The organism is Sphingomonas sp. AC449, from assembly GCF_979253475.1.
This window is the reverse complement of the sequence record NZ_CEEDCZ010000002.1, coordinates 440,990-466,970: the sequence shown is the minus strand read 5'-3', so window position 1 is coordinate 466,970 and position 25,981 is coordinate 440,990. Positions and strand designations below refer to the sequence as shown.

The following is a 25,981-nucleotide window of genomic DNA, read 5'->3' as shown; positions in this document are numbered from 1 at the left end:
TTCGTGGGGGCCGGGGCCGCTCACTTTTCAGGGGACCGCGCATGGCTCGCCGCCGCCAGATCTACGAAGGCAAGGCCAAGATCCTCTACGAGGGTCCCGAGCCCGGCACGCTGATCCAGTATTTCAAGGACGACGCCACCGCGTTCAACGCCCAGAAAAAGGGCACGATCAACGGCAAGGGCGTGCTCAACAACCGGATTTCCGAGCACATCTTCACGCTGCTCGATCATATCGGCGTGCCCACGCACTTCATCCGTCGGCTCAACATGCGCGAGCAGCTGATCCGCCAGGTCGAGATCGTCCCGATCGAGGTCGTCGTGCGCAACGTCGCCGCGGGTTCTATCTCGAAGCGTCTCGGGATCGAGGAGGGCACCAAGCTGCCCCGCACGATCATCGAATATTACTACAAGGACGATGCGCTCGGCGATCCGATGATCTCCGACGAGCATATCGCCGCGTTCGGCTGGGCGAGCCAGGAGGAGATGCACGACATCGCCGACCTCGCGATCCGCGTGAACGATTTCCTGTGTGGGCTGTTCGCCGGCGTCGGCATCCGCCTCGTCGACTTCAAGCTCGAATTCGGCCGCATCTTCGACAACGACTATGGCCGGATCATCCTCGCGGACGAGATCAGCCCCGATGGCTGCCGTCTGTGGGACATGGAAACCAACGAGAAGATGGACAAGGATCGCTTCCGCCGTGATCTCGGTGGCGAAGTCGAAGCCTATCAAGAGGTTGCACGCCGTCTTGGCCTGTTACCCGAAGGTGGCGACAATTCGGTCCTCGACCTCGAAAAGCATCGCAAGAACCGGGGCAAGTAAATGAAACTCAAGGTTTTCGTGACACTCAAGCCCGGCGTGCTCGATCCGCAGGGCCGGGCGATCCATCATGCACTCGGCAGCCTCGGCTTCGACGGCGTGCAGGACGTTCGCCAGGGCAAGCTGATCGAACTCGAGGTCGCCGACGATACCGACGATGCGACGATCGACGGCATGTGCCGCAAGCTCCTCGCCAACACGGTGATCGAGAACTACCGGGTCGAGAAGGCATGAAGGTGATACTGTCATGAAGACTGCAGTCATCGTGTTCCCAGGCTCCAACTGCGACCGCGACATCGCCGTCGCGCTGGAGGAAGTGACCGGCGTCAAGCCGCTGATGGTCTGGCACGGTGACGCGGACCTCCCCGCGGATGTCGGGCTGGTCGCAGTGCCCGGCGGCTTCTCCTACGGCGACTATTTGCGCTCGGGCGCGATCGCCGCACGCTCGCCGATCATGCGCGCGGTCGTCGAGCAGGCGGGCAAGGGCCTGCCCGTGCTCGGCATCTGCAACGGCTTCCAGGTGCTGACCGAAGCGGGTCTGCTCCCCGGTGCGCTGATGCGCAACGAGGGGCTGAACTTCGTCTGCCGCGACGTCGCGCTGACCGTCGAGACCGCGCAGTCGCGCTTCACCTCGGGCTACAAGGCGGGTGAGCGCGTCTCCTTCCCGGTCGCGCACCACGATGGCAACTACTTCGCCGACACCGAGACGCTCGACCGCCTCGAGGGCGAAGGCCGCGTCGCGTTCCGCTATGCCGAAAGCGTCAACGGCTCGGCGCGCAACATCGCGGGCCTGCTCAACGACAAGGGCAACGTGCTCGGCATGATGCCGCACCCCGAACGCCGCATCGAAGCGGCGCATGGCGGCACCGATGGTCGTCGCCTGTTCGAAGGCCTGATGGAAGCCGTCAGCGCCTAAACCGTCAGCGCCTAACCCGTCAGCGCATAGACCGTCATCCTGGGCTCGACCCAGGATCCAGGGCCAAGAACGGCATCGTTTGTGGCTCTGGATCCCAGCCTCCGCTGGGATGACGGACCGTCAAACCCGCGTGCGGAACGGCGAGAAGTTCGTCCCTTCGTCATAGACGTCGAAGCCCTCGCGGCGCTTGAGCCATCCCACCGCGAGATAAGTCAGCGGCGTCAGCAGCACCTCCCACGACACCTTCAGCGCGAACTGGCTGACCATCACCAGCAGCATTGCCTCGACCGGCCAGTCGGGCGCGCCGTAAAAGGCGAGCGGATAGAAGATCAGGCTGTCGAACGCCTGCCCGACGATCGTGCTGCCGATCGTGCGCGTCCAGAGCATGCGGCCCCCCGTCCAGATCTTCATCCGCGCGAGCACGAAGCTGTTCGCGAACTCCCCGACCCAGAAGGCGGCGATCGACGCGAACACGATCCGCGGAACCTGCCCGAACACCGACTCATACGCGGCCTGCCCGGTCCACCCGGCATCGGGCGGCAACGCGACCACGACCGCGGACATCACGACCATGAACAGCATCGCGCCGAACCCCGCCCAGATGCAGCGGCGTGCATAGGCGTAGCCATACACCTCGGTCAGGATGTCGCCGAGCACGTAGCTGACGGGGAAGAACAGGATCCCTGCCCCGAACGGCCAGACCCCGATCAGCGGCAGATCGATGACCGCGCGCTTGCCCGCCCCGATGACGTTCGACAACAGCAATATGGTGACGAATGCCGCCATCACGAAGTCGAAATAGCGGAACCGGCCGCGCTGTACCGCATGCGCCGCGACGGGTGCGGGGGGAACGTTTTCGACGATATTCATCGCCGGGTTATGATCATGGTTCCAAGCCCGCGCAATGCGCGCTAATCGGTGGCCGTGCGCGCCCGTAGCTCAGTTGGATAGAGCAAGGAGCTTCTACCTCCTCGGTCGGGGGTTCGACTCCCTCCGGGCGCGCCAATCTTCGTCATTGGCTTGATCGCGACCAGCTATAGGGACCTACCAGCGTCCCCGTGAACCCGCCTGCGGTGCGCGTCGACAGGAACCGCGCATCGACCTTGTCCGCCAGCGTCCGGCTGGTCCCCGCAACCGTGTAATCGAAAGCGAGCGTCCCGCCGTCGGCACGAAGCGTCAGCGTCACCGGCCCCGTCTTCTGGAGCGGTACCGATCCGACCAGTCGCTCGGCGCCCCCCTTGTCGCGCGTGTAGAGTGCGACGACGGGCGTGCCTGCAACGCGCGTGATACCGAAGAACAGATAGCTCGCGTCGCTCTGCATCGCGACGAGCCCCGCCCGGTCGCCGTCCTGCGAGGGGGTGAAGCGGACGGTCGTGCCGATCGTCGCGACGTGGTGCTGCTGGCGGCGTCCGACAAAGCCGGGAACGCCGGTGATGTCGCCGATCGGCGCGCCGCCGGTGATCACGAGGTCGCCGCGATCGAGCGTGTAGAACGGCGCCCGTGGCGTCCGCACGCCGACCCACTGCATCGCGAGCGTCTTGCCGTCGAACTCGTCGACATAGCCGAAATCGCCGCTGGTCGGCAGCACGGGCTTCGCGCCGCGCGGCAAGGCCGGGGCGGTTGCGGCGAACGGGATCGTCTTCCCCCGGGGCAGGATCACGGGCCAGCCGTCCTTCCACGTCACCGGGAGCAGGAACGTCTCGCGCCCGATATTGTAAAAATCGCCAGTATAGGGGCGCACGGCAAGGAAGCTCGCCCACCATTGCCCGGTCTGCGTCTCGATCAGCGTGGCATGCCCCGCGGAGGTGATCGCATCGGGCCGATCGGCGGGAAGGTCGCGCTGCGTCAGGATCGGATTGCCGGCATAAGGCTGGTATGGCCCGCGCAGCGCCTTGGCGCGCAGGATCACCTGCGAATGATTGACACTCGTGCCGCCCTCCGCCGCGCTCAGATAGTAGAAACCGTCCTTGCGGAAGATATGCGGCCCCTCGATCCAGACCGGCTTCTTGGTGATGTCGACCCCGCCATTGATCAGCTGCGTGCTCTCGCCGACCATCTTGCCGGCCCGCCAGTCATATTCCTGGATCCAGATCGCGCGGTGCCCGTCGTACCGCGGCGGCTCGTCGGGCGCCCGGTTGTTGACGATATAGGCGCGGTCGCCCTCCCAGTAGATCGAGGGGTCGATCCCCTCGAACGGCAACCAGATCGGGTTCGACCAGGGTCCGGCCGGGTCTCTGGCGGTGATGACGAAATTGCCTTTGCACTCGACGCAGGTGTTGACGATGTAGAACACGCCGTCGTGATACGAGATGTCGGGCGCGAAGACCGCCTGCGAGGTGCGCATCCCCTTGAAATCGAGCTGCTCGGGGCGATCGATCGCATTGCCGATCTGCGTCCAGTTGACGAGATCCTTCGAGCGGAAGATCGGCAGGCCCGGGAAATGCGCGAACGACGACAGCACGATGTAATAGTCGTCGCCGACGCGCGTGATCGACGGGTCGGGATAATAGCCCGACAGGATCGGGTTGCGATACTCGCCGGGACCGACCGTCACGCGCTCCTGCGAGCGCCCCTCATAGGTGAACCGGCTGAACCGCGCCGGCTCCGCGGCGAATGCGGCCCCTGCGAGAAGCGGCAGGGTCAAGGCTGCTGACAGCGTTCGAAGTCGCATGGGATAAAGATCCTCGTCCATTGGCGCGCGTCCACCTCACCGTGTGGATCGCGATTGATACCGCTCCCATGACAGTAATCGCATCATGCCGCCGATGAAAAGGTCCGCGGGGCGCCCACTGACGATTCTACCCCCCGGCATAGTCCTTGCGGATCACGCACAGCGATCTGTCGGCGTCTATCAACGCGGCAAACATGAGGGATGCCACTGTGATGACGACGGACCAGATCGATCAGGCGAAGGACGAAGACGACGCCGCCTATTTCCAGCGCCGTGCCGAATGGCATCGGGGCCGCGCGAGCGTCGCGGACGATGTCGCGACGCGGCGACTTCATGAGAAATTCGCCCGGATGTACCACGACAGGGGTGCTGACTAACCCGGAGCAGGATGGTATTTTTGGCCCAATTATAGACACATAAATACCAGGAACTTGCGAACAGGCTCGCGGTTTAAGCGTCCGGTCCGGATGCGGTGATGCGCCCGGCAGAGCCGGAGATGCAGCCTTGAAAAGAGTGATCGCGATCATCGCGCCGTTCGCACTCGCCCTGCCCATCGTTGGATGCGCGGCTCCCGCCACGCGCATTTCGACGGGCCTGCAGCGCTATGGCCTCGACGCCTCGCGCGCGGATTGCGTCGGCACACGGCTCCAGGCCAACCTCTCGCTCGGCCAGCTCCAACGTCTGGGCAAGGCGGCCACCGCCTATCGTCGCGACGACACGACGCCAGGCGTGCTTACCCCGTCCGATCTGATCCGCGTTGCGGGCGAAGTGAAGGATCCGGCGATCGCGCTGGAAGTGGGCAAGGCCGCCGCGGGCTGCGGCGTGCTGCCCTGAACCCCATCGATCCACTCAACCAAAGGATGACGACATGAACAAGGACGAATTCCAGGGCGGTACGCGCTATGTCGGCGGCAAGGTCGAGAAGGCCGTCGGCGACACCGTCAACAGCCGCGACTGGCAGGTCGACGGCGTCGTCGACCAGGTCGCGGGCGGCGCGCAGAACCTCTATGGCCGCGCGAAGTCCGCGATCGGTGATGCGGTCGACGGCGCACCCGAGCTTGCCGACAAGATCGGTGCCGAAGCGCGCGATGCCGGTGAGCGTGCTGCCGAGGCTGCCCGTCGTGGCGCGCATGCAGCGCAGGCATCCGCCGAGGATGCCCCCCTTCTCTGGGCACTCGGCGCCGCTGCGATCGGCTACGGCATCGCATGGCTCGTCCACGGACGTCGCGACTAAGTCATGGCGACCGCCCCTGTCCTCAAGACGCTTCGTGACTCCGCGGATCTGCGCCACCTGCGCCAGATCATCGCGGGGCTCGACGAAGGCGTGATCCTCGTCGACCCGGATCAGTCGATCCTGTGGGCGAACGATGCCGCGCTGGGGATGCACGGGGTCGACGCGGTCGAGCAGCTCGGCGGCACGGTCGATGATTATCGACAGCGCTTTCAGCTGCGCTACCGCAACAATCACAAGGTTGCGGGCGACGATTACCCGATCGAGCGTGTCGTGTCGGGCGAGGCGTTTTCGGAAGTCGTCGTCGAGGTCGCGGTCGCGGGCGAGGACGAACCGCGCTGGACGCATCAGGTGCGGAGCCTCGTCCTGACCGACGACAATGACGAGCCGGAATGTCTCGTCATGATCATCCAGGACGTCTCGGCGCAGTTCGAGGCGGAGGATCGGTTTCAACAGTCGTTCAACGCCAACCCCGCGCCGGCGATCATCTGTCGGCTGGCGGATCTGCGCTATGTGAAGGTCAACCAGGGTTTCCTCGACATGACCGGTCATACGCAGGACGCGGTGCTGGGCGAAACGCTCTATGCGATCGACGTGCTGGCGAACGCCGAGAAGCGCGACCTCGCCAAGGAACGGTTGTGCCAGGGGCGGACGATCCCGCAGATGGAAGCCGACCTGACCCTGCCCGACGGCAGCACCAAGCTGGTGATCGTCGCGGGTCAGCCGATCGACATGGGCAACGAGCCGTGCATGCTGCTGACGTTCGCCGATCTCGAGCCACGCCGGAAGGCGGAAACCGCGCTGCGTCAGAGCGAGGAACGCTTCACGCGGACCTTCGCCTGGGCGCCCGTCGCGCTGGCGATCGGTACGCTCGACGGCAACCGGCTGTGCGACGTCAACGAGACGTTCACCGACCTGACGGGCTTTTCGGCGGACGAGATCATCGGCCGACCGCTGAGCGAGGTCGGCCTGTGGGAGACGCCCGGCCTCGATGACGCGATCGACGCGGAGATCCGCGCAGGCCGGTCGATCCGCGACCGCGAGGTGCGGATCAGGACCAAGGCGGGCGACGTGCTCGACGGGATCGTGTCCGCCGAACAGATCGAGCTCGCGGGCGAGACCTGCGTGCTGTGGGCGATGCGCGACATCAGCGTGCGCAAGGCGTCGGAACGCGAGCTGGTCCGCGCGATCGAGGCGGTGATGCAGGATACGAGCTGGCTCAGCCGGTCGATCATGGAAAAGCTCGCGCGGATCCGCACGCCGCAGGCCGAACCGCCGGGCGTCGGGCTCGACGAACTCACCCCGCGCGAACGCGACGTGCTCGCGTTGATCTGTCGCGGGCTCGACGACAAGTCGATTTCGCGGACGCTCGACGTCTCGGGCAACACCGTGCGCAACCACGTCGCGCGAATCTATTCGAAGATCGGCGTCAATCGCCGCAACGCCGCCGCGGCCTGGGCGCGCGCGCGCGGCTTCGACGGCGAATCGGTGACGATATCGCACGATCGCGGCACCCCATCGCTGGAGACTGCATCATGACCACCCCCAAGCCCAAAGGCGCCAAGGAAGACGGCATCGAGCCCGCGGGCGCGGCCTCGAAGGGCCGTGCGCGGCAGGCGAAGGGATCGGTGCAGGAAGCGATCGGCAAGATCATCGGCAACCCGGTGGTCGAGCAGCAGGGATCGCGCGAGACCGCGGCCGGCGCGCGTCAGGCGCGTGCCGAACACCCCGCCACACCCCCCATCGATACGGACGACAAGGACTGAGCGCGTCCGTCGACAGCTTTGATACAACAGGAGATTCTATGACGACCAATGTGACACCCGGCGTTTTGCCGGTCGACGACGCACGCTACGGCAAGGGCGTGACGCGCCTGTCATGGGGCGCGATCTTTGCGGGCGTCGTGCTCGCGGTCGCGGTTCAGCTCGTGCTCGGCATCCTAGGCACCGGCATCGGCCTGACGATGGTCGATCCGGTCGAGGGAACGACGCCGGGCGCGGCGGGCTTCGGCATCGGTGCCGGGATCTACTGGCTCATCACCACCGTCATCGCGCTTGGCGCGGGTGGCTATGCGGCGGCGCGCGTTGCCGGCGTGCATGACCGGTTCGACGGTCTGGTTCACGGTCTGGTCGTCTGGGGCGTGACGCTGATCCTGACGATGTACCTGCTCACCTCGGCCGTCGGCGGGATCATCGGCGGGGCCTTCCGCACCGTCGGTTCGGTCGCATCGGCTGCCGGCACCGGTATCGGTGCTGCAGCACCCAAGGTCGCCGATGTCGCCGGCGTCGATACGGGCGACGTCCGCGAGGAGGCCGCTGCCTATCTCTCCGACGCACCGTCCGATCCGGCACGGATGACGCCGGAACAGGCGCAGAAGGAAATCGCCAAGGAGCTCCCCGCGCTTGCCCGTGGTGGCCAGGACGGCGTCCAGGCCGAGCGCCGGATCGTCGACATCGTCGCGGCGCAGCGCCAGATCAGCCGTCCCGAGGCTCAGGCGCAGGTGACGCGTGCCAAGGCGCAGTTCGTCAAGACCAAGAACGAGACGATCGACACCGCCAAGTCGGCGACCGACACCGCCGCCGGTGCCGCCGCAGGGACGTCGTTCATGATCGTCATCGCGCTGCTGGTCGGTGCCGCTGCAGCCGGCTTCGGGGCAACCACCGCGACGCGCCGCCGCCGCGTCTGAACGAAGACGGCGTCGATCATCCCCGTGATCGACGCCGCTCCGCCTATCGTGACGGCGACCGGCCCTGCCGATGTCGCCGTCACCCCCGGTCGTGCCTATTTATGCGCGGCGATGTAGCGCTCGACCTGCTCGTCCAGAACGTCGAGCGGCAGCGCGCCCTGGTCAAGTACCGCCTCATGGAAGTCGCGGATGTCGAACTTCGGCCCCAGTGCCTGTTCGGCGCGCTTGCGCAGCGCGGTGATCTTGAGCTGCCCGACCATGTAGCTGGTCGCCTGGCCCGGCCAGTTGAAATAGCGATCGACTTCGCGGGCGATATCAGTGTCCGAGACCGAGCTGTTCGCCTTGAAATAGGCGATCGCCTGCTCGCGTGTCCATCGGCGTGAATGGATGCCGGTATCGAGCACGAGCCGGATCGCGCGCCACACCTGCAGCGACAGCATCCCGAACCGGTCATAGGGCGTCTTGTACACCCCCATCTCGTTCGCGAGCCGCTCCGAATACAGCCCCCAGCCCTCGATATACGCGCCATATCCGCCGAACTTGCGGAACTTCGGGATGCCGGTCAGCTCCTGCTGTCGCGCGATCTGAAAATGATGACCCGGCGCGCCTTCGTGCGCGGCGATGCCCGCGACCTGAACCTTTTGCGTCTGGTTCATGTCGACGAGGTTGACGTAATAGATGCCCGGCCGCGATCCGTCCGCCGACGGGGGATTGTAGAACGCGGTCGACGCGGTCCCCTCACGCCATTTCTCGACCGCGCGCACCTCGAGCGGCGCCTTGGGCAAGGTCCGGAAATAGCGCGGTGCCGCCACCATCACCGATGCGATCACACCGCGCGCGTCACCCAGATATTGCTCGCGACCCGCCGCCGTATTGGGATATTTCAGCGCCGGATCGGTCCGGATTTTGTCGAAGAACTGCTCGAGCGTACCCGTGAACCCGACCTCGCGCTTGATCGCCTCCATTTCCTGCCGAATCGCTGCGACGTGTTTGAGGCCGAGTTCGTGGATCTGGTCCGCGGTCAGGTCGGTGGTGGTCGAATTCTTGAGCCGGTCCGCATAATAGGCCGCGCCGTTCGGCAGGCTCCACGCCCCGAAATTGCCCTTCGACAGCGGCTCGATCGCGTCGAGCGTCGCAAACGTCGTGTCGTAGCCGCGACGGAACGGCCCCGTCAGCGCGGCGCGCGCCTCCGCCAGCAATTTCGTCTTGGTCGTCGCGGGCGCATCCAGCGCCGCGACCTTCTTCGCGAAGTCGGCCATGATCGTCGAATCCGGCCCCGTGTCGAACGGCGCACCCGTGATCACCGCGCGCGCATCGGCGCGTGCGGGGGCGAAATTGACCTTGTTCGGAATGATCCCGGCGGCGGCCTGAGTCCGCATCGTCGCCGACACCTCGCGCATCACCCGCTCGGTCTCGCGAAGCCGCGCGATATAGGCCTGCGCATCCGCGACACTGGCCACCTTGTGGTTGTTGATCAGCAGCACGGGGATGTCCCCCGCCGGGCTGCCATTGGTCGACACCGGGAAACGCAGCGTCCGGAACGGCAGCGAGGCCCGGCCACGCGCGACCTCATATTCGAACAGTCGGTAGCTGACGCGCGCGCTTTCGCCGAGCATCTCGGGCTTGAACTGCGCATGCATCGCGACGAGCTGCCGCTCCGACAGCGCCTGCGACCGCAGCGCCGCGGCGTCGGTATAGTCGTCGAGCCGATCGTAATTCGTCTTCAAGCCCAGCTGCGTCTGCGATTCCGGGCTGAGCGCGAGTTGCGCGTCATAGGACTCGTCGAGAAACGCGAGCAGCGCGGCGTCCTGCACCCCGGTCTTCGACGCTTGCGGCGTCTGGGCCGGTGCGGACACACCCGTCAGGACGAGCGGGATCGTCGGCAACAGCATGAGGGCAAGGGCGAAACGCATGGCAGTCTCCTGTGGGAATGCGCGCTTCTCGCCCGCCGCCCCGCCCGACGCAATCGCACCGTCCCGCTTTTTCGCGCCCGCCGCCCCGCCTCAGAGCGCGGTCGCGTACAGCGCGTGATGCGTCAGGATGAACAGCGTACGCGCCCCCTCCCCGCCGATCACCAGCTGGAGCGGGCGGTCGGGCACGTCGATCCGCCGTGCCAGCGCGCCGTCGGGCCGATAGACGAACACCTGCCCGTTCGCGACATAGACGTTGCCCGCCGCGTCGCGCGTCGCGCTCTCGCCGCCGCGATCGGCGACGATCTTCAGGTCGGTTACCTGTCCTGCATCGCCGACCAGCCCGCTATACGTCCGGTTCTCCGATCCGTTGGTCAGGACGACGCGCTCGCCGGGCCGGGTGCCGACCAGCCCATAGGCGTCGAGCGTGTCCGACCAGCGCCACCCGCGATGATCGTCAGGCCCCTGGTTCCACACGCGAAACGCGGGCAGCGACAGCGATCCGTCGGGCGAGACGTATTCCTGCGCGCGCGTCTCGCCCAGCTTGGCGGCGAACAGGTCGGCCATCGTCGGGTATTGATAGGTAACAGGGTCGATCCGGTCGTCGAATTCACCGTTTGCCCACACGTTGACGGGCATCAGCGTGCGCGATCCGCGGTGCGGCCGGGTCGCGGTGGGTGCGATCACGCGGACGTCGTCAGGCTTGGCGGGATCGATGCTGTACACGCTGCCGTCGCGGCCCGCCGAGGACTGCACGAGCAGGCTCCCCGAGCCGTCGACCGCGAGGTTGACCGCATCGAGCGGCGCATCCGCAACGATCGACAGCCCGCCCGCCTTGGTCCAGCTGTGGATGCGCTGGAAATGACGGTCGATGAAGTACAGTTTGCCCTGCGCGTCGACCGCGCCGCCGGCGATCGAGAAGAAGCCGCCCGCGAGCTTTTCGACGCCGGCCGAGACGGGGATCGCCGAGGTCGTCGCGGCCAGCGCGGGTGCCGCCGGGACATCGAGCCGCGCAAACTCGCGCTCGCGCACCTGTTGCTGCCGTGTCACGTCGAGGATCGCGTTCTCGAACGGGTATTTGCTCGCGCGCAAAAACGTCCCGCACCCCTTGGCGTCGCAGCTCGCGAACCCGCTCTCGGCGTTCACATGGACGTTGCGAAAGCGGATATCGCCCGAGGCGTAGAGCTTGACCGCCGCGTCCATCGGTCCGGCGGTCCGCGTGACGCGGTAGCCATGGTAATTGGCGAACAGGATATTGCGCGAGTTCCGCATCTCGGTCGAGACCGCCTCGACACCGTCGCGTACCTCCTGTTCGGTCTGGGGTGCGAGGAATTCCCAGTTCTCGACATGATCGAGGACGATTTCCGCCCGATAGTGATGCTCGGCCGACAATTGATAGACGTGCCCCGGCGTGCTGGTGTTCGACACGTAGAACCCGGCGGATGCGAGCGTGTTCGGTGACCAGAGCGCGGCAAAGGTGCCGCCGCCACCATCGGTCACCCAGATGCTGGGATATTGGCCGTCGAAGCGCGCGCGGGGGTCGCCGAACCCGATCGGGCTCCCCTTGGTCAGCACGGTCCCGCCGCCGCCCTGGATCTTGACGTCGTTGACCAGCGACGCCTCGCCCGCGCGCCAGAGCAGCGCGGTCGCACGCGGATTGACACCCCCCGTCCACAGCCCGAGCCCGGACACGATCGCATCGCCCCCCTTTGCACTCTGGATCAACGCCTTGGCGCCGCCGACCCCCATATAGGCGGGCGTCTCGTCGGGCAGATAGACGTGCGTCAGGCTCGGATGCAGGGCGATCAGGACGCTGTCGGGGCGCAGCTTGAGCGTCTCCGTCACGCGGTACCGACCCATCGGCAGATACAGCACGCGGTGCGTATCGATCGCACGTTGCAGCGCGGCGGTATCGTCGGTCGTATCGTCGCCCTTGACGCCCAGATCGCGGACGTTCGCCCACGACCGTACCGGTGGCAGTGCGCGGATCGCAGGCGCACGCCGGGCCGGCAAGCGTGACAGCGGCGCCATGTCGATATCGGTCGCATAGGCGCCGATCGTCCCGAGACCGGCGAGCTTCAGCCCGTAAGAGAAGTCCTTGACGCGGTAGCGCGCGGCGGCACCGGCGATCGTCTTTCCGCTGTCGCGGAAGCTGACGAAGGTCGGGGTGTTCGCGGCGACCGCATTGTCGAAGCCGATCTGCGTGAAGACGCTGTTCTCGGCGGATATGACGACGCCCGCGCGGCTGACATTCTCGAACCGGACGTCCTTGCCCCACAGCGAGTCCGAATGGCCACGGTCGATCTCGATCCCGACCGGCGTGTTGCGGAACGCGACGTTCACCAGCGTCAGGTCGACCTCATGTTCCCGGATCGCCGCATCGCGCTGCCCGTCAAAGTCGGAATCGATCAGTGTGAACTGCCACGCCGGCGACGTCTTTTCGGACATGATCCCATAGCGACCGCCGAAGAAGCGAAGGTCCTCGAACTCGTTGCCTGCCTGATACACGCCCGCCAGACCCGAGCCGATATGGAAGTCGCAGTGCCGGATGAACCCGTGCTGCGCGACGCGAAACCGGACCGCGACCGCGCCGGCATTGCCCGTGCCGATGCGGAAATCGACGTTCGAGATCGCCGAATAGAAGGTGCTCGATGTCGCATCGAAGATGCTCGGGTCGAACGGCACGCTGGTGCGCGGCGGCACGGGCGCCTTGCCGACGCGGTACTGGTCCTCGCCCGTGAAGCTGACCATCGCCGCGACGCCCGACCCGAACCCCTGCGCGCCGTCGCCCAGCAGGATTTCGGGTCGCGTCGCACCGACGCCGAAAATTCGAACGGCAGACCGCACAAAGATCGTCCGGCTGATCCGGTATCGGCCCGACGGCAGGAACACGACCCCGCCCTTCCCGTCCGCCGCGGCGGCATCGATCGCCTGCTGGATCGCGGCGCTGTCGTCGGCCCGCCCATCGCCGACCCCGCGGACGGTGATCGCGCGCGGATCCCCCGGCGCACTGAGATAGACCGAGCTGGTCTTCGCCAGAGCCGGGGTCGGGAGCAGCAGCGCCACCCCGCAAAGCAGCCATCTCACATCCATCATCCGTCTCCCGTCGCTGGTCGCGTCGTGTAGGGCCAGGCCGTTCGCGCATAGTGTGCCCCGGCCGTAGTCGTCGTCGTCGTTCTCGTCGTCGGGCATGGCTTCCGTCCGGCGCAGAGCGCACCGGCCGCGCCACGCGGCGGTGCTAGGATCCGCCGATCGCAAGGCCCTGCGCGACGATCGCCGCCTGCGTCCGGTTGCGGACGTTGAGCTTGCGCATCAGCGCGGTCATGTGGACCTTCACCGTGGCCTCGGCGATCCCGAGGTCGAACGCGATCTGCTTGTTGAGCAATCCCGAATGAACGCCGCGCAGCACCTTGATCTGCGTCGGCGTGAGACGGGGCATCGTACCGTGCGCCCCCGGCGTACCGTTCGCGGCTGCGGCTGCGGCTGACGGATCGCGGATGTCGAATGCGGTCGCTTCCATGGTCATCCTCCCTGTTTTCGCGGCCTTTTGTGGCGGCGGCACATCACCGCGACCCGGCTTCGACTGTTGCTTCTGCGATCCGGTTGTGCGGATTCGGTTGGACAGGTTTTCGGTATGGCGCGTTCATTTGTTCCCAATCAAGCCTTTTTCTTGCCAGATTGAAAAAGTCTGTCGTACAGATCCCGCCGTAAGCGACAGGCGAAGACGCCGTCGGATCGAGAGGACATGCACGATGGCACGACCCCAGCAGACCCGATCTGCGCTGCCGACATCACCCCTGCCGGGCACGCATCGGTGATCGGCAGCGACTTGCGCCTAGTCATCGCGGCGGTCTCGGGGATCCTGCTCGCGGTGATAATGATCGTGCGCGGGCGGCTGCATCCGTTTATCGGCCTGCTATGCGGTGCCTTCACGGTCGGCCTCCTCGCCGGATTGCCGCTGCCCGACGTCGCCAAGGCGGTGCAGAAGGGCGTGGGCGACATCATCGGCGGAACCGGGCTCGTCGTCGCGCTGGGGCTTTCGCTCGGCGCAATGCTGCATCTGTCGGGCGCCGCCGCGTCGCTTGCCAAGGGGGCATTGCAGCTGACCGGCGCGCGCGCGGCGCCCTGGGCGACGCTGGGCATCGCGATCATCGTCGGGCTGCCGCTGTTCTTCGAGACGGGGCTCGTGCTGCTGCTCCCGATCGTGGTTGCCGCCGCCGAGGAAATGGCGGGCAGCGATGCGGCGGACCGCGACGCCGCCAAGCTCAGGCTGATCATGCCCGCGCTCGCCGGGCTGGGCGTGGTGCACGCGCTGGTCCCGCCGCATCCGGGGCCCCTGCTCGCGGTCGAGGCGCTCGGCGCCAATCTCGGGCGGACGATGCTCTACGGCATCATCATCGCCATCCCCACCGCGATCCTCGCCGGCCCCGTGCTCGCCCGGTTCACGACGCGCGGCGTGCGGCTGGTCGAGCCGGTGCTCCACGACGCCGGGCTGTCGATCCCTGCCCCGCCCCGCCCCTCCGCGCTGCTGATCGTCCTGCTCCCCGTGCTGATGATCGCGACGGGCGAGCTCGGCCAGATGATCCCCGGGCTCAAGGGCACCGCATGGCTGGTCGCGGCGAGCAACCCGGTGATCGCGCTGCTGCTGACCAACCTGCTTGCGCTGCCGCTGCTGTTCGGGCGACGCCTGCGCGAGGCGGCGATCCAGGACGCGGTGTGGCACGAGACGATGGGCGCCGCCGGCGCGATCCTGCTCGCGATCGGTGCAGGCGGTGCGCTCAAACAGGTGCTCGTCACCGCCGGACTGTCCGACCTGCTCGCGCGGACGGTGCTGATGTACGCGATATCGCCGTTGCTGCTCGGCTGGCTGGTCGCGGTCGGGATCCGCCTCGCCGCCGGGTCGGCGACGGTCGCGACGATCACCGCCGTCGGGATCATGCCGGGCGTCGTCGCCGGGTCGGGCGTGTCGCCCGAACTTGTCGTGCTCGCCGTCGGCGCGGGCTCGGTGTTCTTCAGCCACGTCAACGATCCGGGCTTCTGGCTGGTCAAGAGCTATGTCGGGACAAGTACCGCGGACACGTTCCGGACGTGGTCGATGCTGGAGACGACGATCTCGGTGGTGGGGCTCGCGATGGTCATGGCCATGAGCTATGTCGTCTGATTCCAATACCCTGTCTCAGGAGGCTCGCGTGGAACGGTCGCTCCCGGCCGAAGGTCGACTGGCGGATCGCGCCTATACCGCGATCGTCCAGATCATCGCGCGCGACGGGCTCGCGGTCGGCGACCGGCTTCCCGCCGAGGCACAGCTCGCGGCGACGTTCGGCATGTCGCGGACGATCGTCCGCGAGGCGCTTGCCCGGCTGGCATCGGACGGCATCACCCAGGCGCGCCGCGGTGCAGGCTCCTATGTGAAGCGCCGTCCGTCCGAACGGCTCGGCACGCATATGCCGATGGATGCGCTGGCAACGACGCTCGGGACGTACGAGGTGCGGTTCGTGCTCGAGGCCGAAGCCGCGCGTCTGGCGGCGCAACGCCGGTCGCGCCAGCAGCTCGATGCAATCGAACGGACGCTCGAGGCGCTTCGCGCCGCGCTGCTGTCCAACGCCCCCGCGCATGACGAGGACTGGCTGCTCCACCGCGCGATCGTCGAGGCCACCGCGAACGCAGCGTTCGTCCATGTGTTCGACCATCTCGAGGACGCGGTGATGCGGATCCTGCGTGCCGGCGTCGACATCTCGCGGTCGCGCCCGCCAGAGGCGATCAAGGCGATGATGGACGAGCATGACGCGATCGTCGAAGCGATCCGCGCACAGGATGCCGACGGCGCCGCGCTCGCGATGCGCTGGCACCTGTCGCAGGGGCGCAAGCGGCTGATGCCCTGACGACCCACCGGCCGGGCGCGACGGCCGGCCCCCGACCCAATTGCGACGTTGGTCGTAGATGCCCGATGCCCCGCCATATCGTACACCATCGCTGCAACGAAACGGGGTAGAACTGGACAGCCAGTCGACGTCCCCGTGCATGAAACGGGGATGGATGATGAAAACGCACGCCGGGCGCACTCTCGCAACAACATTTGGTACCGCTACCAGCCTCTATGTCCTCGCGACCGCGCTGGCCTGTGCGCCCGCCTTCGCGCAGACCAGTCCCGCGCCTGTGCTCCAGCCCACGCCCGCCGCCCCGCCGCAGGACAGCGCGGCAGCGCCACAAGCCGCGTCCCCCGCGGACATCGTCGTCACCGGCACGCGCATCACATCGAGCGGGTTCAACGCGCCGACGCCGACGACGGTGATCGGCGAGGATCAGATCCTCAAGAACGCACAGCCCAACATCTTCAACGCGATCGCGCAATTGCCCTCGCTTCAGGGATCGACCGGCGCATCGACGGGCACGTTCAGCACGTCGAGCGGTACGCAGGGGCTCAGTTCCTTCTCGCTGCGCGGGCTCGGTCCGATCCGCACGCTGACGCTGCTCGACGGACAGCGCGTCGTCGGCGCGAACGTGACGGGGGTGCCGGACATCAGCATGTTCCCGCAATTGCTGGTCAAGCGCGTCGACGTCGTCACCGGCGGCGCGTCCGCGTCCTACGGCTCGGACGCGGTCGGCGGCGTCGTCAATTTCATCACCGACACGCGGTTCACCGGGTTCAAGGGCAATATCCAGGGCGGCATCACCAACTATGGCGACGATCAGCAGGCGCTGGTCCAGGCGGCGTTCGGCAAGGCGCTGCTGGGCGACCGGCTGCACCTGATCGTCAGCGCCGAATACGACCATGAGGACGGCGTCGGCCCGGGCGATTTCGGTACCGATCTCGCCAAGGGGCGCGACTGGTACCGCGCGACGACGCTGGTCAACACGGGGCAGGCGAACAACGGCCTGCCGCAGTTCAACTACCGCGATTATGCGCAGCCCTATCAATATGCGCGGTTCGGGTTGATCAACAACGGCCCGCTCCAAGGCATCGCGTTCGACCAGAACGGTGCGCCGTTCAACTTCAACTACGGGTCGAACGGACGACCGACGGGCACCGGCGGCGTGACGGGGTGCTTTCCCGGCAACAGCTTCTGCGTCGGCGGCGATCTGTCGGGTGCGCCGGGATCGGGCGCGTCGCTCAAGTCCGCGCTCGAACGCCTCAACGGCTTCACCCGCGTCGGGTTCGATTTCGCCGACAACAACGAGGCGTATGTCACGGTCAACCTGGCGCAGGTGAAGACCAGCAACCAGCCAAGCCCGGGCTACAACCGCCCGAACCTCACCGTGCAGTGCGCCAATCCGTATCTGCCGCAGCTGGTCCGCGACCGCTGCGCGACCGCCGGCATCACGCAGTTCGGATTCGGCACCAGCAACGGCAATTTTCCCGATCCGCTCGTGCAGACCGACCGCCGCCAGTACCGGTTCGTCGGCGGGCTGAAGGGACGGTTCGACGTCGGCGGCACCGCGTGGAATTATGACGGCTATTACGAGCACGGCATCACGCTCGCGCATATCGATGTCGACAACACCGTGCTGCAGAACCGCTATGTCGCCGCCGCCAACGCGATCACGCTGAACGGCGCGATCGTCTGCGCGGACGCCGCCGCGCGTGCCGCCGGATGCCAGCCGATCAACATCTTCGGCGGCGCGCAGCCTTCGTCGGCGGCACTCGCCTATGTCACGCCCGCAAACGGTCCGCTGCAGCGGACCAAGCTGACGCAGGACGTCGCCAGCCTGAACTTCTCGGGCGAACCGCTCAGCCTCTGGGCGGGACCGCTCGCCGTCGCGTTCGGCGGTGAATATCGCCGCGAGTTCTACCGCGTGCACGGCGATCCCTACGGCGCCGGCGTCACGCCGCTCAGCCCGAACAGCGCCGACTATCCCGCAGACCCGCTGCTCAACTCGACGCTGGGGAGCAACTGGGCGGCGGGCAACTACAAGAACGGCGGCGGCAAGTACGAGGTATATGAAGGCTTTCTCGAACTCAACCTGCCGCTGTTCGGCAGCGACGCGGTCGGCCGCGCCAATCTGAACGGTGCGGGCCGCGTCACGCATTACAGCACGTCGGGAACGATCTGGGCGTGGAAGGTCGGCGGCACCTGGGAGACGCCGTTCGACGGCATCCGCCTGCGCGCGGTGACGTCGCGCGACGTGCGTGCGCCCAATCTGTCCGAACTGTTCGCCGCGCCGACCGTCACGACGCTGCCCAATTTCACCAACCCCTTCCCGCCCGGCGGCGGCGTCCAGGCGTTCCAGAACACCATCGGCAATCCGAACCTGAAGCCCGAAATCGCGCGCAATACCGAAGCCGGCATCGTCCTGTCGCATCCGTCCTGGCTGCCGGGGCTGGGCCTGTCGTTCGACTATTACAGCATCAAGCTCGACGGCGTGATCTCGACGCTGTCGGCGGACCAGATCGTCCGCTTCTGCTTCGAGGGCAATCAGGCGTTCTGCGGCGGCTTCGTCCTCAACAGCCCGACGCAGGGGGGCAATTTCATCAACGTCCAGCCGTTCAACCTCGCCTCGTGGAAGACCAGCGGGTTCGACATCGAGGCGAGCTATCAGTGGAAGCAGCCGCTCGGCCTGCCGGGCAATTTCACGATCCGCGCGCTCGGCACCAATGTCCGCGAATTCCTCGTGAAGGCCGGCATCGAAGGGGTCGCGACGGTTGATCAGGCGGGTGCCAACAATGGTGCGACCCCCGACTGGAAATGGCTTGCGACGCAGAGCTACGACAACGAGGTCTTCAGCCTGACGCTGCAGGAACGCTGGTTCTCCGACGGCAATTTCGGCAACCAGTATGTCGTCTGCACGACCGCCTGCCCGATCTCGACCGCGAACCATCCGACGATCGACTACAACACGATGAAGGGCGCCTTCTACTTCGATCTCGGCGGATCGGTGAACCTCTCCAAGCAGGTCAGCCTCTTCTTCAAGGTCGACAACATGTTCGATCACGACCCCGAGCCGGCACCGCAGACGAACACCGGGCTCGACGTCAACCCCGCGCTCTACGACACGCTCGGCCGCTTCTACCGGCTCGGCATGCGCGCGCGGTTCTGATCGCCGGCCCCGCGGTTGCGCCCGACCGCGGCCCGGTCCACCATGTCCTCGATCAAGTCGCATAGGAGAGAAATCGCCATGGACATCGCACGACGCGATCTCATCATTTCGGCAGCAGCGCTGACGCTGACCTCGGGGGCCTGCGCGGCGGAGCGTTCGGACAGGCCGCTCGGCTACGCGATCGTCGGGCTCGGCTCCTACGGTCTCGGCGTCATCATCCCGCAGTTCAAGAACTGCACGCACAGCCGGCTCGCGGCGATCGTCAGCGGTGATCCCGCCAAGGCGAAGCGCGTCGCGGCCGAGTATGGCCTGCCCGCCAGCGCGATCTATTCCTACGCCAATTTCGACTCGATCCGCGACAATCCGGACATCGACATCGTCTATGTGTGCCTGCCCAACGCGCTCCACGCCGAATACACCATCCGCGCGGCCAAGGCGGGCAAGCACGTCATGTGCGAAAAGCCGATGGCGGTCTCGGTCGCCGAATGCGAGGCAATGATCGCCGCGTGCAAGACCGCGAACCGCAAGCTGATGATCGGATATCGCTGCCATTTCGAACCGTTCAACGTGGAGGCGATGCGGCTCGCGCGGGCGGGCGCCGCGGGAAAGATCCGCTATGTCCGCTCGGAACATGGCTTCACGCAGGGCGATCCGTCGAAATGGCGTCTGAAGCGCGCCTTGTCGGGCGGCGGTTCGTTGATGGACATGGGCATCTACAGTCTGCAGGCGGCGCGCTACATGACCGGCGAGGAGCCAATCGCGGTGACCGCGCGCGAATCCACCGACCGCCGCGACCCGCGTTTCGCCGAGGTCGAGGACATGATCGACTGGACGCTCGAATTTCCCTCGGGCGCGATCGCCGGCTGCCAGTCGATGTACAGCGCGAACCAGAACCATATCCTGTTGATGGGCGACAAGGGGCGGATCGAACTCGAGCCCGCGACGCGCTACGAGGGCAACCAGATGTGGACCGGCAAAGACGGTCGCGAGCAACAGGTCACGCCGCCGCCCGGCCCCGCCAGGACGCAGTTCGCCGGCCAGCTCGATCACCTCGCGCAATGCGTTCGCAGCGGCCGCGAACCGATCGTGTCCGGCGAAGAGGGCTTGCGCGACATGCGGATCGTCGAGGCGATCTATCGCTCCGCGCGCGAGGGGCGGACGATCCGGCTGGGCGGCACGGCATGATCGCGGCGAACGGCCTCAAGGCCGCCGCACTCGCGCTGTCCATGGCGAGCGTGCCGACAATGGCGCAGACGGCCGACCCGACGAGCTTTGCCACCGGTCCCGACGTGACCGCGCAGGTCGCGGCAATGGCGAAGGCGATGAAGCCCGGTCAGGGCTTTGCCTGGCAACCGCTGGTCCGCGACGGCAGGACGGTCGCGGCGCTCGAATATTGGAAGGCGCCCGGCCGCCCCGCGGTACATCCGGCAGAGGCCGAATATGCGATCGTCATCGCCGGCAAGGGTACGCTGCTGTCGGGCGGAACGCTGGTGGCACCGCGGCCCGTCAAGCCGGAGCTGACCGAGGGCGACCGTATCGTCGGCGGCACCACCCGGTCGCTCGCGCCGGGCGACGTCCTGCTGATCCCCGCGGGCGTCCCGCATTGGTTTGGGATCATCGGCGACCGGCTCGTCCTGCTGGGGATGAAACTGCCCCGCTGACGCCGGCGATCAGCCCTGCCACCCCGCGCGCAGCGGCAGGCGCAGCACCCGGTCGTTCGCCGCCATGTAGAGCGCGCCACCACCCTCGCCGAACGCGCAATTCGCGATCGGTGCGCCGGTCGCGATCAGCGCGATCGGTTCCGCCTCGGGCGTCATCATCATCATGCCGCCGGGTACCGAGCAGACCAGGGTCCCGTCGCGCGCGACCTTCATCCCGTCGGGGAGCCCCGCGCCGCCAGCCGCCTTCATCGGTGCCGCGTCGAGCAGGACACGGCGATTGCGCGCCTGTCCGCGCGCATCGAGATCATAGACCATGATCCGCGGAGCGACCTCGTCCGACACCGATACATAGAGCCGCCGTTCGTCGGGCGACAAGGCGATCCCGTTCGGCCGCGTCAGCGTCGCGTCGAGCAGGTCGATGCGACCACCCGGCCACCGCCGGTACACGCCGTTGACGCGCATTTCCTTAAGCGGTGAATCATCCCCCTCTGCCAGCCCGTACGGCGGGTCGGTGAAGTAGATCGCACCATCCCGCGCGACGTGCATGTCGTTCGGGCTGTTGAAGCGTTTGCCCTCGAAACGCTCCGCCAGCACCGTCCGCCGTCGCGTCGCGAGATCGAACCGGTCGATCGTCCGGCCGCCGCTGTTCGCGAGCAACAGCCGACCCTGCCTGTCGAGTGTCAGCCCGTTCGCACCGGGTTCGCGAATGAGCTTGGGATCGGTGCCCCCAGCCCCGGAGGGCGTGAGGAAGACGCTTGTCCCCGATGCGCGCGTCCAGCGTCGCACGATGTTGGCAGGCGGATCGGAGAAAAGCAGATAGCCGCCGTCCGGCACCCAGACGGGCCCCTCCGCCCAGCGAATCCCCGTCGCGATGACCTCGACCCGCGTCCCCGGCGCCACGATGCGATCGAGCGCGGGCGACATGCGGTTGAGGGTCGGCACGCCGATTTCGGCCGCGCGTGCAGCCCCCCCGAGCAGCGCGATGCAGCCGACGGCCAGACCACTCCTCACGGCATCCGTAAGCACGCGGCGTCGATCGGGCGTGAACGGCAACTCGGTCAAATCTTCATCTCCTGCCATCCCCGCACAGGCGACCAGTCTAGGCATCACCGCACGCCCGCGCCACGGATCATTTCACGCGCCGTCGGCCCGAGGGAATTTTACAAAAGGTTCACCGCCCCGCCCAGTATTTTTATCTTGCTCGCCCGGCATGTCGCTGGGAACGCTGGTGTTCTCGCGCCGTTCAGAAAATGCGCGGCAATGGCCCGCAGGGAGTGGCCATGCTTAAGCGTACCGACAATATCACCCTGCCGGGCGAAACCGATCTCCGGCAACAGGCCAGCCTGCCCGCGATTGTCGCCGCGGACATCGTGGCAACGGACGCCGCACGCTGCATCCTCGTCGTCGAGGACGACCAGCGCGCCGATCTGATCGCGCGGCTTGCCGGCGCGTTTGCCCCCGACACAACGGTCGTCCATCTCGTCGCGAGCGATGCGCTGCCCGGCGATGACGCCCCCGCCAGCGCCGCCAATATCGGCCAACGCGTTGCCGCGCTGCGGCGGCTGCGGATCGCTGCGACGGCGTCGTCACCCGCCCCGATCCTGCTCGTCCTCTCCGCCGAGGCGAGCGCGGTCCGCTACGCTGCTCCGTCGGCATTCGACGAGGCACCGCCGCTGTTGAAGGTCGGCGAGCCGATTGATATCGCCGGCCTGCCCGATCTGGCCGAACATCTGGGCTATGTCGTCGACGACCGCGTCGACGAACCCGGCGAGATCGCGGTACGCGGCAACGTCGTCGACATCTTCCCTGCCGACCAGGTCCATCCGGTGCGGATCGCGTTCGAGGATGGGATCGTCACGAGCATTCGCCCCTATGACGCGGTCACGCAACGGGGTCTCGACGATGTCGCCGAGGTGATGATCGGTCGCGCAAACGAACCCGCGCTCGGCGAGGGTGTCTCGATCACCGACCATCTGCCCGACGCCGCGATGTATCTCGATCCGACCGTTGCTGCACGCCGCGCACGCTTCCTCGCGCTCGCGCTCGACGGTGCGGCGAAGCGGTCGGTGGCACCCAGGCTGGTCGACGCGGCGGCATGGGACGCATCGACCAAGGCGTCGCGCATCATTCGCGACGACGAGCCTGTCGAGCAGACCCCGCGCTTCGTCGAACGCCGCGATCCGGTCCGAGCGTTCCGCCGCTACGCCAAATCGGTGACCGCCGATGCACCGCTGGCGATCGCCGGGTCAGCACGCGACCTCCGCTTCCTGGCCCCGCGTCTTGGCATGGCGGTGGAAAGCGCCGCGACGCTCGACGACGCGCGCAAGCTACCGGCGGGCACGATCGCCTTGCTGTGCGCGCCGGTCGAGCGCGGGTTCGTGCATGACGGCCTGACGATCGTCGCCGCCGCCGACCTGCTCGGCAGCCGCGCGAGGCTTGACGATGGTCCGATCTCGACCGGCATGGGCTTCGACGAGGGACGTGCGCTCCACATTGGCGATCTGGTCGTCCACGAGGATCACGGCATCGGTGCGGTGCGGGGTATCGAGACCGTCCAGATGGACGAGACGACCGCGAGCGACGCGATCGTCCTCGAATATGCCAAGGGCGCACGCCGCCTCGTTCCCGTCGCCGAAGCCAACCGGATCTGGCGTTATGGCGCGGATGCCGATGCGGTGACGCTCGACACGCTCGACGGCGGCAGCTGGAACAAGCGGCGCGCAGGCATCGACGCGGCGATCGCCGAAAGCGCGCGTGCGCTGAAGGATCTCGCCGCCGAGCGCAGCGCGCGGACGACCGATCCGATCGCGCCGGACCCCGCAGCGTACGAGACGTTTGCGGCAGGCTTCAAGTTTTCCGAAACCCCCGATCAGGCGCGCGCGATCGCCGCGGTCCGCTCGGACCTCGCCAGTGGCACGCCCATGGACCGGCTGATCGTCGGCGATGTCGGCTACGGCAAGACGGAAGTGGCGTTGCGCGCCGCCGCGCTGGTCGCGCTGGCAGGCCGTCAGGTCGCGCTCGTCGCGCCGACCACCGTGCTCGTCCGCCAGCATCTCGATACGATGCGCGCGCGCTTTGCGGGATCGGGCTACGAGGTTGCGTCGCTGTCGCGCCTGTCGAGCACCGCGGAGCGCAAGCGGGTCTGCGCGGGTCTTGCCGACGGATCGATCGCGGTCGTCGTCGGGACCAGCGCGCTGGGTGCCAAGAGCGTCACCTACAAGGACCTCGCGCTCGTCGTGATCGACGAGGAACAGCGGTTTGGCGCGAAGGCCAAGCAATCGCTGCGCGAAATCGGCGCCGGGCACGTGCTCACGCTGAGCGCGACACCGATCCCGCGTACGCTCCAGTCGGCGATGGTCGGGCTTCAGGCGATCTCGATCATCGCGACGCCGCCAGCGCGACGCCAGCCGATCCGCACCACGATCGCCACGTTCGACGAACTCGCGGTCCGCAAGGCGCTGCGCCGCGAACGCGCGCGCGGCGGTCAGAGCTTCGTCGTCGTGCCGAGGATCGAGGATATCGAACCGCTGGCCGAAACGCTGCGCAAGCTCGTTCCCGAGCTAGGGCTCGTCGTCGCGCATGGCAAGATGGATGCGACCACGCTCGATGAGGCGATGGCCGGGTTCGCGGCAGGGGACGGCGACGTCCTGCTCGCGACTAACATCATCGAGGCCGGGCTGGACGTCCCCCGTGCCAACACCATGATCGTGCATCACGCGGACCGCTTCGGACTGTCGCAGCTGCACCAGTTGCGGGGCCGGGTCGGTCGCGGCGGGCGGCGCGGACAGATCCTGTTGCTGACCGCGGGCGACGCGACGATCGCGGACGCCACGATGAAGCGCCTGCGCACGCTCCAGGCATTCGACCAGCTCGGTGCGGGGTTCGCGATCAGTGCGCGCGATCTCGACATGCGCGGTGCGGGCGATCTCGTCGGCGAGGAGCAGGCCGGGCACATGAAACTGATCGGCATCGATCTGTACCAGCATCTGCTCGGTCAGGCATTGAAGGTCGCGCGCGGCGAGGCGGCGGATCGATGGCAGCCTGTGCTGAACCTCGGGATCGGCGGCATGCTGCCCGAGGACTGGATCCCCGAGACCGATCTTCGCCTGACGCTCTATGGCCGGCTCGCGCATCTGAACGACGTGGCCGCGCTCGACGCGTTCCAGGTCGAGCTCGAGGATCGGTTCGGCACGGTGCCTGACGCTGCTCTCCGTCTGCTCGATGCGGCGCGGATCGGCGCGCTCGCGTGTCAGGCGGACATCCGCCAGATCGACGTCGGCCCCGGGGCGATCGCGCTCACGATGGGCGATCCCAAGGCGACTCTGCCGCCGCCGTTCGAGGCGTCGAAGCGGCGCTGGCTCGTCCGCGAGCGGATCGACGACGTCGACCGCCGCATCGAGCGGACGCGCGAACTGCTCGGAGAGCTTACTGAATAAGCGCGATCGCACGCCGATCAGCAATCCCACGTCATCATATCCTTCGACCACCAAACCCTAGAGACGGACCGACACGGTGATGCTGGCAACGGGTGCGACCTGGGGTATCTGCGCTGCGGCGACGGCCGGGATCATCGCGCGGCCGTTCCGCTGGCCCGAGATGGTCTGGGCAGTATCGGGCGCGACGCTGCTGCTGCTGCTCGGCCTGCTGCCGGTGCCGCTGGCGCTCGTCGCGGTCGGCAAGGGGATGGACGTCTATCTGTTTCTCATCGGTATGATGCTGCTGAGCGAGACCGCGCGCCAGAACGGATTGTTCGACTGGGTCGCCGCCGCCGCGGCCCGCCATGCCGGGGGATCCAAGCCACGGCTGTTCCTGCTCGTCTACGCCGCCGGGATCGTCACCACGACGTTCCTGTCGAACGACGCGACCGCGGTCGTGCTGACGCCCGCGGTCTACGTTGCCGCGCGGCGTGCCCGAGCAGAGCCGCTGCCGTTGCTGTTCGCATGCGCGCTGATCGCCAACGCCGCGAGCTTCGTGCTGCCGATCTCGAACCCCGCCAATCTCGTGCTGTACGGCGGGACGATGCCGCCTCTCGGACAATGGTTCGGGTCGTTC

At 67.1% G+C, this 25,981-nt stretch carries 22 protein-coding genes, 1 tRNA gene and 1 pseudogene; 17 read left to right on the top strand and 7 right to left on the bottom strand.

Annotated elements, in window-relative coordinates:
* Positions 1-41 precede the first annotated feature (41 nt).
* Genes purC through purQ form a run of 3 tightly spaced genes read left to right on the top strand, consistent with a single transcriptional unit; the run spans position 42 to position 1,734 of the window.
* A complete protein-coding gene (gene purC, locus AC0CH3_RS05745) occupies positions 42-821 on the top strand; it encodes a phosphoribosylaminoimidazolesuccinocarboxamide synthase (protein ID WP_031396310.1) in 780 nt (259 codons plus the stop codon).
* Complete coding sequence (gene purS / locus AC0CH3_RS05740) at positions 822-1,052, top strand: phosphoribosylformylglycinamidine synthase subunit PurS (RefSeq protein ID WP_031439802.1); 231 nt, start codon at positions 822-824, stop codon at positions 1,050-1,052.
* Positions 1,053-1,065: 13 nt separating this feature from the next.
* Positions 1,066-1,734: a phosphoribosylformylglycinamidine synthase subunit PurQ gene (purQ, locus tag AC0CH3_RS05735; RefSeq protein ID WP_333996421.1), complete on the top strand. Its 669-nt coding sequence runs from the start codon at positions 1,066-1,068 to the stop codon at positions 1,732-1,734.
* A gap of 120 nt (positions 1,735-1,854) precedes the next feature.
* Here purQ and AC0CH3_RS05730 read toward each other — a convergent pair whose 3' ends face one another.
* On the bottom strand, positions 1,855-2,604 hold the full coding sequence (locus AC0CH3_RS05730; RefSeq protein WP_354302562.1) for a queuosine precursor transporter: 750 nt from the start codon (positions 2,602-2,604) through the stop codon (positions 1,855-1,857).
* Positions 2,605-2,662: 58 nt separating this feature from the next.
* Here AC0CH3_RS05730 and AC0CH3_RS05725 point away from each other — a divergent pair.
* Positions 2,663-2,739: transfer RNA gene (locus AC0CH3_RS05725), tRNA-Arg, on the top strand.
* Positions 2,740-2,746: 7 nt separating this feature from the next.
* Here AC0CH3_RS05725 and AC0CH3_RS05720 read toward each other — a convergent pair.
* The gene (locus AC0CH3_RS05720) at positions 2,747-4,405 is read right to left on the bottom strand and encodes a glycoside hydrolase family 43 protein (RefSeq protein ID WP_354302560.1); all 1,659 of its coding nucleotides are present in this window, start codon (positions 4,403-4,405) and stop codon (positions 2,747-2,749) included.
* 194 nt (positions 4,406-4,599) lie between these two features.
* Between AC0CH3_RS05720 and AC0CH3_RS05715 the strand changes: the two genes are divergently transcribed.
* From AC0CH3_RS05715 to AC0CH3_RS05690, 6 genes are all read left to right on the top strand, one after another.
* Positions 4,600-4,782: a hypothetical protein gene (locus AC0CH3_RS05715; RefSeq protein WP_354302558.1), complete on the top strand. Its 183-nt coding sequence runs from the start codon at positions 4,600-4,602 to the stop codon at positions 4,780-4,782.
* A 136-nt stretch (positions 4,783-4,918) separates the two neighbouring features.
* A complete protein-coding gene (locus AC0CH3_RS05710; protein ID WP_235532360.1) occupies positions 4,919-5,239 on the top strand; it encodes a hypothetical protein in 321 nt (106 codons plus the stop codon).
* Positions 5,240-5,273: 34 nt separating this feature from the next.
* Entirely contained in the window at positions 5,274-5,639 is a 366-nt protein-coding gene (locus AC0CH3_RS05705) for a CsbD family protein (protein ID WP_056021520.1), read from the top strand.
* Positions 5,640-5,642: 3 nt separating this feature from the next.
* Positions 5,643-7,175 carry a helix-turn-helix transcriptional regulator gene (locus AC0CH3_RS05700; RefSeq protein WP_354302556.1) on the top strand — a complete coding sequence of 511 codons (1,533 nt, stop codon included), beginning with the start codon at positions 5,643-5,645 and terminating at the stop codon, positions 7,173-7,175.
* Complete coding sequence (locus AC0CH3_RS05695) at positions 7,172-7,402, top strand: CsbD family protein (protein WP_354302554.1); 231 nt, start codon at positions 7,172-7,174, stop codon at positions 7,400-7,402. The genes AC0CH3_RS05700 and AC0CH3_RS05695 overlap by 4 nt, the downstream gene beginning before the upstream one ends.
* A gap of 38 nt (positions 7,403-7,440) precedes the next feature.
* Positions 7,441-8,322 (top strand): hypothetical protein, encoded by an 882-nt coding sequence (locus tag AC0CH3_RS05690; protein ID WP_354302552.1) that lies wholly within the window; start codon positions 7,441-7,443, stop codon positions 8,320-8,322.
* A gap of 95 nt (positions 8,323-8,417) precedes the next feature.
* On the opposite strand, the gene AC0CH3_RS05685 is transcribed toward AC0CH3_RS05690, so the two are convergent.
* The 3 genes from AC0CH3_RS05685 to AC0CH3_RS05675 all read right to left on the bottom strand — a co-directional run bounded on the left by AC0CH3_RS05685 (position 8,418) and on the right by AC0CH3_RS05675 (position 13,671).
* Positions 8,418-10,235 carry a DUF885 domain-containing protein gene (locus AC0CH3_RS05685; protein ID WP_465237693.1) on the bottom strand — a complete coding sequence of 606 codons (1,818 nt, stop codon included), beginning with the start codon at positions 10,233-10,235 and terminating at the stop codon, positions 8,418-8,420.
* Positions 10,236-10,325: 90 nt separating this feature from the next.
* Entirely contained in the window at positions 10,326-13,325 is a 3,000-nt protein-coding gene (locus AC0CH3_RS05680; RefSeq protein ID WP_465237692.1) for a glycosyl hydrolase family 28-related protein, read from the bottom strand.
* Between the two features lie 145 nt (positions 13,326-13,470).
* Positions 13,471-13,671: a helix-turn-helix domain-containing protein gene (locus AC0CH3_RS05675; protein ID WP_056022313.1), complete on the bottom strand. Its 201-nt coding sequence runs from the start codon at positions 13,669-13,671 to the stop codon at positions 13,471-13,473.
* Positions 13,672-14,046: 375 nt separating this feature from the next.
* On the opposite strand from AC0CH3_RS05675, the gene AC0CH3_RS05670 reads away from it, so the two are divergent.
* The 5 genes from AC0CH3_RS05670 (at position 14,047) to AC0CH3_RS05650 (ending at position 20,929) form a co-directional block, all read left to right on the top strand.
* The gene (locus AC0CH3_RS05670; protein ID WP_354302855.1) at positions 14,047-15,393 is read left to right on the top strand and encodes a GntP family permease; all 1,347 of its coding nucleotides are present in this window, start codon (positions 14,047-14,049) and stop codon (positions 15,391-15,393) included.
* A 28-nt stretch (positions 15,394-15,421) separates the two neighbouring features.
* Positions 15,422-16,114 carry a FadR/GntR family transcriptional regulator gene (locus AC0CH3_RS05665; protein WP_235532340.1) on the top strand — a complete coding sequence of 231 codons (693 nt, stop codon included), beginning with the start codon at positions 15,422-15,424 and terminating at the stop codon, positions 16,112-16,114.
* 157 nt (positions 16,115-16,271) lie between these two features.
* Positions 16,272-19,268 (top strand): TonB-dependent receptor plug domain-containing protein, encoded by a 2,997-nt coding sequence (locus AC0CH3_RS05660; protein ID WP_457325629.1) that lies wholly within the window; start codon positions 16,272-16,274, stop codon positions 19,266-19,268.
* A 78-nt stretch (positions 19,269-19,346) separates the two neighbouring features.
* A complete protein-coding gene (locus AC0CH3_RS05655) occupies positions 19,347-20,453 on the top strand; it encodes a Gfo/Idh/MocA family protein (RefSeq protein WP_354302544.1) in 1,107 nt (368 codons plus the stop codon).
* Positions 20,450-20,929, top strand: coding sequence for a cupin domain-containing protein (locus AC0CH3_RS05650; RefSeq protein WP_354302542.1), 480 nt, complete (start codon positions 20,450-20,452; stop codon positions 20,927-20,929). Before AC0CH3_RS05655 ends, AC0CH3_RS05650 begins: the two co-directional genes overlap by 4 nt.
* A 9-nt stretch (positions 20,930-20,938) precedes the next feature.
* Here the strand turns inward: AC0CH3_RS05650 and AC0CH3_RS05645 are convergent, their stop codons facing one another.
* Positions 20,939-21,991 carry an SMP-30/gluconolactonase/LRE family protein gene (locus AC0CH3_RS05645; RefSeq protein ID WP_457325626.1) on the bottom strand — a complete coding sequence of 351 codons (1,053 nt, stop codon included), beginning with the start codon at positions 21,989-21,991 and terminating at the stop codon, positions 20,939-20,941.
* Positions 21,992-22,209: 218 nt separating this feature from the next.
* Here AC0CH3_RS05645 and AC0CH3_RS05640 point away from each other — a divergent pair, with 218 nt between their 5' ends.
* Complete coding sequence (locus tag AC0CH3_RS05640) at positions 22,210-25,365, top strand: helicase-related protein (RefSeq protein WP_354302540.1); 3,156 nt, start codon at positions 22,210-22,212, stop codon at positions 25,363-25,365.
* 57 nt (positions 25,366-25,422) lie between these two features.
* On the opposite strand, the gene AC0CH3_RS05635 is transcribed toward AC0CH3_RS05640, so the two are convergent.
* A complete protein-coding gene (locus AC0CH3_RS05635; RefSeq protein ID WP_465237691.1) occupies positions 25,423-25,608 on the bottom strand; it encodes a hypothetical protein in 186 nt (61 codons plus the stop codon).
* Here AC0CH3_RS05635 and AC0CH3_RS05630 point away from each other — a divergent pair.
* Positions 25,526-25,966: pseudogene (locus tag AC0CH3_RS05630) on the top strand (SLC13 family permease); the annotation flags it as partial. The gene AC0CH3_RS05635 and the pseudogene AC0CH3_RS05630 sit on opposite strands and share 83 nt — an antisense overlap.
* Positions 25,967-25,981: the final 15 nt, after the last annotated feature.

Bases quoted from the DNA above. Each gene is read 5' to 3' on its own strand.
- purC (WP_031396310.1), top strand. From the start codon at position 42: ATGGCTCGCCGCCGCCAGATCTACGAAGGCAAGGCCAAGATCCTCTAC.
- purS (WP_031439802.1), top strand. From the start codon at position 822: ATGAAACTCAAGGTTTTCGTGACACTCAAGCCCGGCGTGCTCGATCCG.
- purQ (WP_333996421.1), top strand. From the start codon at position 1,066: ATGAAGACTGCAGTCATCGTGTTCCCAGGCTCCAACTGCGACCGCGAC.
- AC0CH3_RS05730 (WP_354302562.1), bottom strand. From the start codon at position 2,604: ATGAATATCGTCGAAAACGTTCCCCCCGCACCCGTCGCGGCGCATGCG.
- AC0CH3_RS05720 (WP_354302560.1), bottom strand. From the start codon at position 4,405: ATGCGACTTCGAACGCTGTCAGCAGCCTTGACCCTGCCGCTTCTCGCA.
- AC0CH3_RS05715 (WP_354302558.1), top strand. From the start codon at position 4,600: ATGAGGGATGCCACTGTGATGACGACGGACCAGATCGATCAGGCGAAG.
- AC0CH3_RS05705 (WP_056021520.1), top strand. From the start codon at position 5,274: ATGAACAAGGACGAATTCCAGGGCGGTACGCGCTATGTCGGCGGCAAG.
- AC0CH3_RS05700 (WP_354302556.1), top strand. From the start codon at position 5,643: ATGGCGACCGCCCCTGTCCTCAAGACGCTTCGTGACTCCGCGGATCTG.
- AC0CH3_RS05695 (WP_354302554.1), top strand. From the start codon at position 7,172: ATGACCACCCCCAAGCCCAAAGGCGCCAAGGAAGACGGCATCGAGCCC.
- AC0CH3_RS05690 (WP_354302552.1), top strand. From the start codon at position 7,441: ATGACGACCAATGTGACACCCGGCGTTTTGCCGGTCGACGACGCACGC.
- AC0CH3_RS05685 (WP_465237693.1), bottom strand. From the start codon at position 10,235: ATGCGTTTCGCCCTTGCCCTCATGCTGTTGCCGACGATCCCGCTCGTC.
- AC0CH3_RS05680 (WP_465237692.1), bottom strand. From the start codon at position 13,325: ATGGATGTGAGATGGCTGCTTTGCGGGGTGGCGCTGCTGCTCCCGACC.
- AC0CH3_RS05675 (WP_056022313.1), bottom strand. From the start codon at position 13,671: ATGCCCCGTCTCACGCCGACGCAGATCAAGGTGCTGCGCGGCGTTCAT.
- AC0CH3_RS05660 (WP_457325629.1), top strand. From the start codon at position 16,272: ATGAAAACGCACGCCGGGCGCACTCTCGCAACAACATTTGGTACCGCT.
- AC0CH3_RS05655 (WP_354302544.1), top strand. From the start codon at position 19,347: ATGGACATCGCACGACGCGATCTCATCATTTCGGCAGCAGCGCTGACG.
- AC0CH3_RS05650 (WP_354302542.1), top strand. From the start codon at position 20,450: ATGATCGCGGCGAACGGCCTCAAGGCCGCCGCACTCGCGCTGTCCATG.
- AC0CH3_RS05640 (WP_354302540.1), top strand. From the start codon at position 22,210: ATGCTTAAGCGTACCGACAATATCACCCTGCCGGGCGAAACCGATCTC.